The organism is Syntrophotalea acetylenica (assembly GCF_001888165.1).
Lineage (GTDB): Bacteria > Desulfobacterota > Desulfuromonadia > Desulfuromonadales > Syntrophotaleaceae > Syntrophotalea > Syntrophotalea acetylenica.
Genome location: NZ_CP015455.1, coordinates 1402691 through 1415236, shown reverse-complemented (window position 1 = coordinate 1415236; position 12546 = coordinate 1402691). Strand labels below are relative to the sequence as shown.

Genomic DNA, 12546 nt, shown 5'->3' with positions numbered 1-12546 from the left:
AACATCTTTCCTGTCGTGAGACCATCCATGGAAACCTGGCAAAAAATATTGCAGGCAAGCGTGACCAGCCCCGGCGCCCTGCTGCGCCGTTACGGCATCGATCCGGCCCCCCTCGAAGCGGTCGTGGAGCGTTATCCGATGCGGGTCAACCCTTATTATCTCGGCCTGATCCACGCCGTTGGCGACCCCATCTGGCGGCAGGCCATTCCGTCCGCACTGGAAATCGAGGATCACGTCTGCTGTGCCGACCCTCTGGCGGAAGAAGAGCAGAGTCCGGTGGCCAACCTGGTGCATCGTTATCCCGACCGGGTGCTGTTCATGGTCTGCTCGGAATGCGCCATGTATTGCCGCTTCTGCACCCGCAAGCGCAAAGTCGGCGGCGAGCATATGAGAGTCACCCGGGAGACCATTGCCGCGGGCATCGACTATATCCGCGCCAACCCCCAAATTCGCGACGTGATCCTGTCAGGTGGCGATCCGCTGCTGCTGGGCGACGAAAACCTCGAAGAGATCCTGGAGCAGCTGCGCCGCATCCCGAGTGTGGAAATCATCCGCATCGGTTCGCGGGTGCCGGTGGTGCTGCCACAGCGCATCACCACGAACCTGGTGCGGCTGCTGCGCCGCTACCACCCCCTGTACCTCAACACTCATTTCAACCACCCGGACGAGATCACGCCGACTTCCGCCAAAGCCTGCGCACGCCTCGCCGACGCCGGCATTCCGCTGGGCAACCAGACGGTGCTGATGCGCGGCATCAACGACGATCCGCGGGTGATGAAGCGCCTGATGCAGAAACTGCTCGCCATCCGGGTGCGGCCCTACTACATCTACCAGGCCGACCTGGTGCAGGGCACGGAACACTTCCGCACCACCGTCGAGGAAGGACTGGAAGTGATAAAGGCCCTGCGGGGACACACCTCCGGCCTGGCAGTACCGGCCTACGTCATCGACGCCCCCGGCGGCGGCGGCAAGATCCCTCTGCTGCCCGATTACCTGCAGCAACTGGGCGACACGGTACTTCTGAAAAACTACCGGGGCGATTCCTATACCTACCGCAACGCCCAACCGGACATGGAACCGCTGGAAGATGCAATGGTGCGTGCCGTCTGACCCCGCGATCCGCCAGCACGATTTTGCCCCGTGGAGACCCTGCTCCACGGGGCTTTTTTGCATGCCCGCCAAAACCGGCAGGTCCCGGTGCCGGAAATTGCGCTCCGCTTCTTTACTGATAAACTTGACAAAACCTTTTATCCCGACAAGGAGATTTCATGGACAACACGCCGGACAGGAAAACTCTGGTCAATCGCCTTTCGGAAATCGACACCAGCCAATTACCGCCTGACGGCGGCGACCGGTACAACCGCCTGATCTTCGAGAGCAGCCCCTACCTTCTGCAGCACGCCACCAATCCGGTCGACTGGCACCCCTGGGGGCCTGAAGCCTTCGATCTGGCACGGCAAAAAAACAAGCCGCTGCTGGTTTCCATCGGCTATTCGACCTGTCACTGGTGCCACGTCATGGAGCAGGAGTCCTTCGAGGACGCCGAAGTCGCCGAGGTGCTCAACAAGCTTTTCGTGCCGGTCAAGGTGGATCGGGAAGAACGGCCCGACATCGACAACCTCTACATGACGGCCTGCCAGATGATCACCGGCGGCGGAGGCTGGCCCTTGAACGTGTTCCTCAGTCCGGACAAGGTGCCGTTCTACGCCGCGACCTACATGCCGCGGAATGCGCGAGGCGGGATGCCCGGCATCATTTCCATCCTCACCAAAATCGGATCCATGTGGCAATCCGACCCCGACAAGCTGCTGCAGACCGGCAAGGCTCTCGGCGAAGCGCTGACGCGTCTCGAAACCAGGCCCGCGGAGACTGGCGGTCCGCTGGACGAGGCGCCCCTTCAGCAGGCCTTCGACCACTTTCGGGAGACCTTTGACGAAGAGCGCGGCGGCTTCGGCAAAGCACCGAAATTTCCCATGCCCCACAATCTCTCCCTGCTGTGTCACATTGGCGCGCGATTCGAACTGGAAGACGCCACCGCCATGGTTGTCAACACGCTGCAGCGCATCCGCCTCGGCGGTATCTACGACCATATCGGTTTCGGACTGCACCGCTACAGCGTCGATGCCTACTGGCGGGTGCCCCACTTCGAAAAGATGCTCTACGATCAGGCGCTGCTGACCCTGGCGGCGCTGGACGCTTTCCAGAGCACGGCGGATCCCTTCTTCGCCACCCTTGCCGACCAGACCATGACCTATGTGCTGCGCGACCTGGCGCTGCCCGAGGGCGGTTTCTGCTCTGGCGAGGACGCCGACAGTGAAGGCGCCGAGGGAACCTACTACCTCTGGACCACCGCCCAGGTAGAGGAGGTTCTGGGGCACGAGCAGGCCACCATTTTCTGCAACTGCTACGAAATATCCGAAGAAGGAAACTTCGAGGGGAGCAACATCCCGCGCCTCGAAATGGACCTGAAAGCCTGGGCGCAGTGGTTCGGCGTCAGCGTGGAGGAACTTGCCCCGGTCCTGGAGGATGGGCGGCGCAAGCTGCTCGAAGGCCGCGGCCAGCGCGTCCGGCCGCACCGCGACGACAAGCTGCTGACCTCGTGGAACGGCCTGACCATCGCCGCGATGGCCCGTACCACCGCCTTGCTGGGGCATCCCGAATATCTGAGGGCGGCAGGGAAAGCGGCCGATTTCATTCTGGAAAACATGCGCGACACACAGGGACGCCTGCTGCGGCGGTGGCGCAGGGGACAGGCCGGTATTCCGGCTTTCCTGGAGGATTACGCGGCGCTGATTCTGGGCCTGATCGAACTCTACCAGGCCGGATTCCAGACCCGCTATCTGGCCGAGGCGCTGGGCCTTGCCGGCGACATGCGGCAACTGTTCGGCAGCGCGGAAGGACTTTTCCATGACACCGGCAGCGATGCGGAGCAGGTGCTGGTGCGCAAACGCACCCTGCACGATGGCGCCATGCCTTCCGGCAATGCCATGGCCGCCATGGCGTTTCTGCGCCTCGGCGCCATGACCGGCGACGCGGCCCTCGAAGAACAGGCCGAACAGCTACTGCAGGCCTCTTCCCGGGCATGGAAGGAGACACCGACCGGCTGCAGTCAGTTGCTGATGGCGCTGGATGTGGCCCTGTCGGAACGGGAAATCCTGGTAATCGCGGCCCCCGCCGACGATCCGGACGGTCTCGCCATGCTCAAAGAAGCGCGCCGCGGATTCCGTCCCCGGCTGATGATCCTGTGGCAGCGTCCCGATGATGCTGCCCTGTCCGAAACCACCCCCATGGCCAGGGACAAGGTCATGCTCGACGGCAAGGCCACCGCCTACCTGTGCCGCGGCCGCACCTGCCTGCCGCCGGCCAACACCCCGGAGCAACTGGCGCGGCTGCTTGATTCCTGACCTGAAAAGCCGGGGTGACATGCTGCCTGAAGGCCTCCATTGGGTATTGGCGTTTTGCCACATAACGATATATATTGATAGCATCAATATCCGGAGGTTTAACTATGGCGATGGAGAAGCAAATTAATCTGAGACTCGACAACTCTGACGAAGCAACTCTTAAGTTTATGGCCGAGGCGCAAGGGCGCTCCGAGCAGGAAATCCTGCGATATTCCTTTCGCAAATACGCCAAAGAGTTTTTGGATCAAATGAATTTCATTAAGTCTGTTGAGAGGGGATGGGTTGAGCTTAAATCAGGTCTGGGCGAAATTGTGACCGAGGAGGATGACTTTTTTGATGAAATCATGAAAGATATCAATAATGAGCCCACGCCCTCTTAAGCGCTCACTCGAGTACAAGGGAAAGGTTCGCGAATACGCCAGAAACCTTGCCGGCCGTTATAGACCAGAGATAGCAGGCGTATTCCTTAAAGACGTCGGGCAGGCTGAAAAAAGAATTTTTGAGAACAATGAGGTCGGCTCTCTTGCCCCATATATCATTTTGGGGGAAAAAGTCGTATTGAGAGAACTTTATTTTTCTTCTGGCCCTGCAAAATACTGTCTGGTGTACCATATTGACGACAACTGTTTAGGGCTGGTTACGCTATGGCATGGTTCCGGGATAAGAAAATCTACCGATTTGATCCGCCTGTGGGAATAGCCAATCTCCGCGATAAAATCAGGGTTCGACCTGCTGGCAGCACTCCTTCGTCACGGGGTGCAGCAGCTGCCCGACCGCCGTCAACAGTTCCTCCAGGGTGAGCCCTGTCGCGACCGCCGTGCCGAAGCCTTCGCCGGTACGCCGGTACAGATCGAACAGGGCCGGCCTGCCGCCGGTCGCCTTGCGCGCCCCGACGATGCCGATATCGGCCAGCTGCGGCCCCGAACAGCTGTTGGAACAACCGCACACCGCCCATTCCAGATCGCGCCCGGAATCCGGGAAACATTCGTTCAGCTGCGCTGCCAGCTCGCGGGTCGGCACCAGCCCTTTGGGGCAGACCGCACTGCCGGGACAGACGCGGCAGCGCAACCCCGTGCCAGGCCGCAGCAGTCCGGCGTTTTGCAGTGCCTCCCGCAGCGCCGCGCCGTCGCTGTCCGCCGCCACCGAAACCAGCACATCCTGGTCACGGCTGACGGCCAGCCAGCCGTCCCCGTTTGTGGCGGCGATAGTGGCGATCCGGCGCAGATCGGCGGCCGCGAGCCGCCCCGCCGGCACCGGTACCGCGATCCAGCCGCGGGTGCCGGGGCACGCCAGTTCGCCAAGGGCGTCGTCAAATGGGCTGGCGACGGGGCAAGGCGTCGTGCCGTCTGTCTCACGGGCCAGCAGGGCGCGAAATTCGGCTTCGCCGATATCGGTCAGCAGGTGCTTGAGCCGTTTACCTGCCGGAGCATGCTGCATGTACACCCGGATCACGCCCTCCACAAGCGGAATCAGGCGCTCGAAGGGAACCCTCCCCGCCAGCAGAAAACCTTCCCGGGGCTGCCGTCCCAGGCCGCCGGCCACCCAGACGTCACACAGATCCCTCCCCGCATCGCGGCCCAGATACACCATGGCCAGGTCCTGGCACAAATGCCGGGCGCCGCAATAGCCGTTCTCCACGGCCAGCTTGAACTTTTTGGGCAATCCCTCGAAATGCGGATTGCCGGTGAAATGTGCGTGCAGCCGCCTGACCAGCAGCTGGATGCGCGCAGAGCTCTCCCCACCGTCCAGCGCGCAGGCAACGCCGCGCACCGCCCCGCCGCAGGCGCCCCGGGTGGTCAGTCCCACCGCCTGGTAGCGCCGCTGCACCGTCGGCAACTGCTCGCCGCGCAAGCCGTGAACCTCGATATTGCCCCGACAGGTCAGATGCAGCTTGCCGCCGCCAAAATCCTCCGCCACGGAGCAGAGCGCTTCGGCCTGCGGCGCGGAAAACAACCCGCCGGGAAGCTTGGCCCGCACCATCAGGGCGCCGTCCCCGCCCTGGCGGTAGACACCGTTGATCTTGAAGGTCTGATAGTCGATAGCGGAAAAGTCTGGCATCAGGCATATCCTTGGCTTGAAAGTTGACGGGCGGGCAACGCACAAAACGACGCCGCCGGGACGTGTCGGATGCCCCAATATGCTCCAGCCAAAGGCAAAGGTCAAGAGACAGGACTTGGAAAGAGGCCCGGAGAAAGGCTGCGGACAGGGTCAGGGACGGGTATACAGGAGCCCCGTTTCATCGTTCTCGAGTTCGGGATGCTCGGCGTACAGGGCCTCGCCCAGCATGTCTCCCAGGCGCTCTATGGCATCCTGGGCTTTTCTGGCATAATAGGCCGAGGGTTTGCCGTAGACGGGGGTCAATTCGCCCGCCATCTGTCCGAGCCTGAAGTACATTTCCCTGAGACTCTGAGCGTATTCCTGGTGTCGTTGCAAGGCAAAACCCTCTTTTGACATGGCGACCCCCTGACAGATGCGTAGCATCGAATTGGATGTCCCCCGGCGGTTCCAAAGGGACAACAACTATATTACAAAAAACCCTTCCTAATGCAATCTCTTCCAAACATTTTTTTATTCGTCGAAACAACCGGTGCATCACCGCGCCGAAATGCACCCGCCGACCCTCGCCAACAGACGTCGGAAAGGTTTAAAAACATTCATCATTGCGTCCTTGTCCGGTTTGCCGCATAATTCCGGAGCAGAGACACCAGCCTGTTTCCAGAGGAGGCCATGACAATTCTCCGTCTTATTTCGATCATGCTCATGGTTCTGATGGGCGCGAAAGGCGCGTACCGCAGCGTCAGCGCCTTCGACTACCCGATTACCGACCCCTACGCCGCCACGGTCATCGAAACCCCGAGCGAGTACCGCGCAAAACTGCCCGCCGCTCTGCCGACCAGCACCATCAACCTGCGCATCTTTCCCGACCGGCGGATCCCCGAAATTTTCTGGTATCAGGACGGCCTGCCCTGCTCCCTGATCCGCCAGCGGCATGAGGCGCCCCTTATTTTTATCATCGCCGGCACCGGCGCCCGCTACGACGCCCCCAAAATGCTCGATTTACAAAAGGTGTTTTATCAGGCAGGATTCCATGTGCTTTCCCTGTCCTCGCCGACGCATATGGATTTTGTCATCAACGCTTCGGAAAGCATGGCTCCCGGCAACCTCGAAGATGATGCCGGCGACCTCTACCGGGTCATGGAGCGCGCCCGGCAAGCGATCGGCCGCCACATCGCCGTAAGCGACTACTACCTTACCGGCTACAGCCTGGGCGGTATCCAGGCGGCCTTCGTTTCCCGACTGGATGAAGATCGGCAGCGCTTCGGTTTTCGCAAGGTGCTGCTCATCAACCCGCCGGTCAGCCTCTACCGTTCCGTTACCATCCTCGACCGGTTGCTGGACGACAACATCCCCGGCGGACTCAACAATTTCCAGACCTGGCTGGACGAGGTGATGCTGAATCTGTCGGACATCTATCAGGAGTTGGGCTATTTCGAGTTTTCCGGAGATTACATCCACCGGGTGCATGAGCGCTACCCGCATCGCGATCCTTTTCTGCGCGCCATCATCGGGCTTTCCTTCCGCATGTCGTCATCCAACATGATCTTCTCCGCCGACATCATGAACGGCGGCGGTTACATCACCCCTACCCATGCGGAAATCACCCCGACCACCAGCCTGACACCCTATGCCATGGTTGCCTGCCGAACCGGTTTTACCGACTACTTTCATGAATACCTGTATCCGCGCCTGCGCCGCAGGCACCCCGGCCTCACCGAGGCGCAGCTGATCGCCAGGCTCAGCCTGCACCATATCGGCGGGTATCTTCGGGCAACGGAAAAAATCGGCGTCATGCACAACCGTGACGACATCATTCTGGATGCGGGGGATATCGACTGGCTGCGGGAAACTTTCGGCCGGCGCGCCAGAATCTTCCCCCTGGGAGGACACTGCGGCAACCTGGCGCATCCCGAAGTGGTCAACTACATGACCGACTTTTTCAACCAAGGCAAGGACTGAATCATGGCACGCAAAACAGCGACAAGTCTGCTGTTTTTCCTGCTTCTGTCAATCCATCTGGGCGGTTGCAGCACCCTGCCCCGCACCACGGAACAGAGCCGTCCGCCGCTGCGCAGCTATGACGCGCTGGTGGATGACAGGCAGCATCCGCTGGAAGTCTACGATCCGCTGGAAGGGTTCAACCGGGGGGTGTATCGGTTCAACCACTATTTCGACCGATACCTGTTCCTGCCGGTGGTGCGTACCTATGATTTCCTGCTGCCGGACTATCTGGAAGACCGCATTTCCGGCTTTGTCGACAATGTTTTCGAGTTCAACAACCTGCTCAACAATCTCTTGCAGCTCAAATGGAAAGGCGCGGGCATCACCCTGTCGCGGCTGATCATCAACAGCACCATCGGCATCGGCGGCCTCTGGGATCCGGCTACCGGGTGGGGCCTGCAGCGCCGGACCGAGGACTTCGGACAGACGCTGGGATTTTACGGTATCGGCAACGGCCCCTATCTGGTCTTGCCGCTTCTGGGGCCGTCCAACCTGCGCGACAGCTTCGGCATCGCCGGTGACGCGGCCGGCTTTGCCGGCATCGGACCGGTCGCCTGGGTGGACAACAGCACCGCTTCGCAAGCCTTTACCTCTGTCAGCAGCGTCGACCGCCGGCACCGCCAGCCGTTCCGCTACTACCAGACCGGTTCGCCGTTTGAATATGAAATGGTGAGGTTGCTCTATACCCAGAAACGGGCGTTGGAAATTTCGAAGTAGTTTTCATCCGGCGGCGACAGCGGGCGCAGGGGCCGGATATGGCCTTCGCAGGGATTCGGCAGGTCAGCCCGTCTGGACTTTCAGCAGGTCGAGGGCCTGCTTCACGACACAGGAGACGGACCGGGCGCCATCGAGCGCATGATGCGCCGCCGCGCGGTAAAGCTCTTCGCGCGACGCCAGCACCTCCTGGATTTCTTCCGTGATGCTGCGCCCGGTCAGGCTGGGACGCTGGGCCGCGTTCGGGTCGCTTTCAAGACGCCGGGCCATAATCGCGACAGGCACCTGCAGATAAAAAACCGTACCGTTGCGCCGCATGTACTCGCGGTTGAACGTCGACAGCACCATGCCGCCGCCGGTAGCGATGACCCGGCCCGGCGCGGTCACCGCCTGCAGAGCTTCGGTTTCCCTGCGGCGGAAACCTTCCCACCCCTCTCTGGCGACCAGCTCGGCGACGCTCAGGCGCAGCGTTTCCCACAGATACTGATCCGTATCGACAAAGGCAAAGGCGAGTTCACGCGCCAGAGCGCGACCGACGGTGGTTTTGCCGGAGGCGCGGGCGCCAACCAGATAAATGGTGCTGACCATGCCGTATCTTCCTTCGAAGGGGTTCCATCCAAAACGCCTGATCCCGATGCGAGCCGGTCGCAGCCGATGGCAGGAAAAAGGCGGGACGCTGAGTATAGGAGGTTTGAGACGACCCTTCAAGCCGATTCTGACCGGCCGCTGGCAGCGTCGCTCAGGGCCAGAACCAGAGCAGCAGGATGCCGCCGGCCAGAGACAATCCGAACAGCGCCGCAATCCTGCCGAGCAGGCGCCGGCTGCCCATGAGAGCGACAACTCCCGCCTTGAACAGGATATTGGAGAGCGCGCCGATCATCATCATGCGCCAGCCGGTATCGACACCCAGTCGGCCCGCGGTTATCAACTGGGCGGTGGACAGGGTGATGGCGTCCATATCGGTCAGTCCCGACAGGGACGCCACCAGGTAGAGGCCCCCCTCGCCCAGATGCTGCCTGGCGGCAGCCACGGCCAGCAACACCAGCGCATACAACCCGCCGAAAATCACGGCGGCACCGAGATTCGACGGATCTTTCGGAACCGGGGCGCGATCCTGTTTCTGGCGCTGTCGGTAACAGGCCACCGTGGCGATCAGCGCCATCCAGGCTCCCATCAACCCGAATTGGGGGAATATTTTCCAGAAAATGCCCGGTGCCACAACCGCCACTTCAAAGGCCACGCGGGCGAACACGATGGTCGAAGCAATCATGATGACCAGGGTCGCCGTCGGCGAAGTCGCAGGCGCGGTTCTGGACATGCGGGCATAGCTTGCGGTGGCGGCGGTACTGGAGATCAAACCGCCGAGGACACCGGCGAGAATCGCCCCGGGCTTTGCGCCGATATAGCGAGAGGTCAGGTAGCCGGCGATGCTGATGCCCACGATCAGCACTACCATCAGCCAGATGCGGAAAGGATTGAGCACCGCATAAGGGCCAAAAGACCTGTCCGGCAGCAGCGGCAGCACCACCAGGGCGATAAGCACCATGCGAAACACGGCGCGGATATCCGTCGCACCGATACGCTCCACAAAACCGTGCAAGGGCTTTTTCCAGTGCAGCAGCAGCGCCACGCCACCGCCGATGGCAACGGATTCGGCCACCATGCCGTTCTGCAGCAGGGCGCCGACGGCAAACATGACCAGCGCCGCGACCTCGGTGGTTGGACCCGGCCGGGGATCCCGGGCACCGGCCCGCGAAAAATTGGCAGCGATCATCACGCCGCCCAGCGCCACCACCCCGGCGGCCAGCACCCAACCCCCGAAGCGTTCCGCCAGATGGGCACAGGCCGTGCCCAATACGCTGATCAGCGCAAAGCTGCGAATCCCCGCAGCTTCCGGTTCCGCCCATTCCCGCTGCAACCCGACCAGAAGCCCGAGGCCGAGAGAAATGCCGAACTGCTGCCAGATCTGCATCGCCATAAGGAGCCCCCCGCTCTTTGCATTCTCCTGTATCTGTATTCAATTTTACAAAGCGTGCGGGGTTTTCCAAACCGGTGAGTTCCGGAATTAAGCAGGTATAGTATCAAAGCAGGCCCGCCGGGGGTCTGCACACATCCGATCGACAAGGAGGTCCCATGGCAAAAAAAGTCGACGTCATCATTATCGGAGCGGGCAGCGCCGGGCTGGCGGCGCTACGCCAGATCCGCAAAACGACCGACAACTACCTGCTCATCGACCACGGTCCCCTGGGCACGACCTGCGCGCGGGTCGGATGCATGCCTTCCAAGGCGCTGATCAAGGTCGCCGGCAATCTGCATGGGGCGGCCAGGCTGGCAAAAGCCGGACTGGTCGACGGCAAAGCGCCGGCCTGCAACATCCCCGCCGTGCTGGCCCATGTGCGGAAATTGCGCGACGGTTTTGCCACCGGCATGCTCGAAGCGACCCGCAGGCTCGCCGGTGAACGCCTGATAAAAGCATCGGCGCGCCTGCTCGGGCCCGGCCGGGTGCGGGTCGGCGACAGCGAAATGGCCTGTTCCCGGGTCATCCTGGCGGTGGGCTCGCGGCCGACCGTGCCCGAACCATGGCAAGGCTTCCGGGAACGCATTCTGACCACCGACAGCTTTTTCGAGCAGCAGGATCTGCCACGGCGCCTTGCGGTGATCGGGCTGGGACTGATCGGTATAGAGCTGGGCCAGGCCATGGCCCGCATGGGGATCCAGGTATGGGGATTTGGCCGCAATCCGCACATTTGCGGCATCCGCGATTCTGAGGTAAATGATGTGGCAATCGCCGCCCTGAGCCGGGAATTTCCGCTTTACACCGGCGCGGAAGCCCACATCTCCCCCACCGCTGACGGCCTGCGTATCCGCAACGGCAGCAAGGAGATCGAGGTCGATGCGATCCTCGCAGCGCTGGGCGTAACCCCCAACACCGCCGGCCTCGGACTGGAGAACCTAGGCATCGAGCTGGACAAGCGCGGCCTGCCGCCCTTCAACCCGCACACCATGCAGGTGGCCGACCTGCCAATATTCATCGCCGGAGATGCCAACGGATGCCTGCCGATCCTGCACGAAGCCCAGGATGAAGGATACATCGCCGGCGTCAATGCCACCGCGAGCGCCATCGGCCCGTTCCAGCGCCGCACACCGCTCAAAATCGTATTCTGCGACCCCCAGGTGGCGGCGGTGGGACAAACCATCGATAAGCTCGATGCCGCCGCCATCGTCATCGGGCGGGCCGATTTCACCGAACAGTCCCGCGCTATCGCCGAACAGCGCAACAGCGGCCTTCTGCATGTATATGTGGACAAACTCGATGGCCGCCTGCTCGGCGCGGAAATGATCGTGCCGGGCGCCGAACATCTCGCCCAACTGCTGGCCCTGGCCATCCACCGTAAACTCACCGTCACGGACCTGCTGACCATGCCTTTCTACCATCCTACCCTCGAAGAAGGCCTGCGCACCGCATTGCGCGATGCGGCACAGCAACTCGACGATGGCCGACTGCCCCGGGAGTTGTCCCTGTGCGAGAGCTGCCCGGAGGCGCCGCTGTGCTGAATCTGCCAGCACATAACAGCAAAAAGCCCGCAACCGTTTACGATTGCGGGCTTTCATCATTTGTTGGTGCCGAAGGGGAGACTCGAACTCCCACGGCCCTACGGCCACTAGACCCTGAACCTAGCGTGTCTACCAATTCCACCACTTCGGCTTGAAGCGAGACAACTTATAGCAAATGGCCAAACCCAATGCAACAAAAAAATTCGGATTTTTCTGACCCATGTTTTTTCTTTTTGCCCCAGCCCTCAGGTTTCAGCTTACAGCCCCCAGCTTGCAGTCCTCAGTCCTTAACCCTTAACTTCAATACCGCGGGGCGGCGTCACAAGGGGGATAAAACGGCTGCGCCGTTTTAAATCAATCTCGCAGCGCCGGTTTCTGCAACAGCCCAATTGAAAAACTGGCGACGCGCAACCGATACGCAAAAGCCCTACGCAGCGCAATCGTTATGGAATCGCAGCGCCGCTGACAAAAGTGTTACCCATGTACCTGAACCGAAGTGTTACCTATGAATATGAATCGTACCATCCCAGCTCCTGGCCCGTCGGTCACTGCCCTCCGGCAGCGTCACAAGGGGGGATAAAACGGCTGCGCCGTTTTAAATCAATCTCGCAGCGCCGGTTTCTGCAACAGCCTGCCAGCAAAACTGGCGACGCAACACGGTCACGCAAAAGCCCTACGCAGCGCAACCGGTATGGATTCTCAGCGCCGGTGCCAAAAGGCAGCGCCCTTGGAGCCGGAGCCTATCATAATGGCGATAGCCGACCCTGCGTCCTTTCTTTCCATACTTTCTTTAGACGAGTAAAGAAAGTATGCC

The 12546-nt window shown here is 61.2% G+C and carries 11 protein-coding genes and 1 tRNA gene; 7 read left to right on the top strand and 5 right to left on the bottom strand.

What is annotated here, in order from left to right; translation table 11 throughout:
- Positions 1-15 precede the first annotated feature (15 nt).
- The 4 genes from A6070_RS06495 to A6070_RS06480 all read left to right on the top strand — a co-directional run bounded on the left by A6070_RS06495 (position 16) and on the right by A6070_RS06480 (position 4103).
- Positions 16-1110, top strand: a complete 1095-nt coding sequence (locus A6070_RS06495; RefSeq protein ID WP_268807490.1) for a KamA family radical SAM protein — start codon at positions 16-18, stop codon at positions 1108-1110.
- A 158-nt stretch (positions 1111-1268) separates the two neighbouring features.
- Entirely contained in the window at positions 1269-3404 is a 2136-nt protein-coding gene (locus A6070_RS06490) for a thioredoxin domain-containing protein (RefSeq protein ID WP_083558792.1), read from the top strand.
- Between the two features lie 104 nt (positions 3405-3508).
- The gene (locus A6070_RS06485) at positions 3509-3784 is read left to right on the top strand and encodes a hypothetical protein (protein ID WP_072287564.1); all 276 of its coding nucleotides are present in this window, start codon (positions 3509-3511) and stop codon (positions 3782-3784) included.
- Complete coding sequence (locus A6070_RS06480; RefSeq protein WP_072287563.1) at positions 3765-4103, top strand: hypothetical protein; 339 nt, start codon at positions 3765-3767, stop codon at positions 4101-4103. The genes A6070_RS06485 and A6070_RS06480 overlap by 20 nt, the downstream gene beginning before the upstream one ends.
- An 18-nt stretch (positions 4104-4121) precedes the next feature.
- Here the strand turns inward: A6070_RS06480 and A6070_RS06475 are convergent, their stop codons facing one another.
- Together A6070_RS06475 and A6070_RS06470 are read right to left on the bottom strand one after the other, a co-directional pair.
- Complete coding sequence (locus tag A6070_RS06475) at positions 4122-5462, bottom strand: nitrite/sulfite reductase (RefSeq protein WP_072287562.1); 1341 nt, start codon at positions 5460-5462, stop codon at positions 4122-4124.
- Between the two features lie 150 nt (positions 5463-5612).
- Positions 5613-5858 carry a hypothetical protein gene (locus A6070_RS06470; protein WP_072287561.1) on the bottom strand — a complete coding sequence of 82 codons (246 nt, stop codon included), beginning with the start codon at positions 5856-5858 and terminating at the stop codon, positions 5613-5615.
- Positions 5859-6131: 273 nt separating this feature from the next.
- Between A6070_RS06470 and A6070_RS06465 the strand changes: the two genes are divergently transcribed.
- The gene (locus A6070_RS06465; RefSeq protein WP_072502041.1) at positions 6132-7421 is read left to right on the top strand and encodes an alpha/beta hydrolase; all 1290 of its coding nucleotides are present in this window, start codon (positions 6132-6134) and stop codon (positions 7419-7421) included.
- A gap of 3 nt (positions 7422-7424) precedes the next feature.
- Entirely contained in the window at positions 7425-8180 is a 756-nt protein-coding gene (locus A6070_RS06460) for an MlaA family lipoprotein (RefSeq protein WP_072287559.1), read from the top strand.
- A 63-nt stretch (positions 8181-8243) separates the two neighbouring features.
- On the opposite strand, the gene aroL is transcribed toward A6070_RS06460, so the two are convergent.
- Positions 8244-8765 carry a shikimate kinase AroL gene (gene aroL / locus A6070_RS06455; RefSeq protein WP_072287558.1) on the bottom strand — a complete coding sequence of 174 codons (522 nt, stop codon included), beginning with the start codon at positions 8763-8765 and terminating at the stop codon, positions 8244-8246.
- Positions 8766-8916: 151 nt separating this feature from the next.
- Positions 8917-10155 (bottom strand): MgtC/SapB family protein, encoded by a 1239-nt coding sequence (locus A6070_RS06450; protein ID WP_083558791.1) that lies wholly within the window; start codon positions 10153-10155, stop codon positions 8917-8919.
- A gap of 155 nt (positions 10156-10310) precedes the next feature.
- On the opposite strand from A6070_RS06450, the gene A6070_RS06445 reads away from it, so the two are divergent.
- Positions 10311-11732 carry a dihydrolipoyl dehydrogenase gene (locus tag A6070_RS06445; protein ID WP_072287557.1) on the top strand — a complete coding sequence of 474 codons (1422 nt, stop codon included), beginning with the start codon at positions 10311-10313 and terminating at the stop codon, positions 11730-11732.
- Between the two features lie 64 nt (positions 11733-11796).
- Here the strand turns inward: A6070_RS06445 and A6070_RS06440 are convergent.
- Positions 11797-11883, bottom strand: a tRNA-Leu gene (locus A6070_RS06440).
- Positions 11884-12546: the final 663 nt, after the last annotated feature.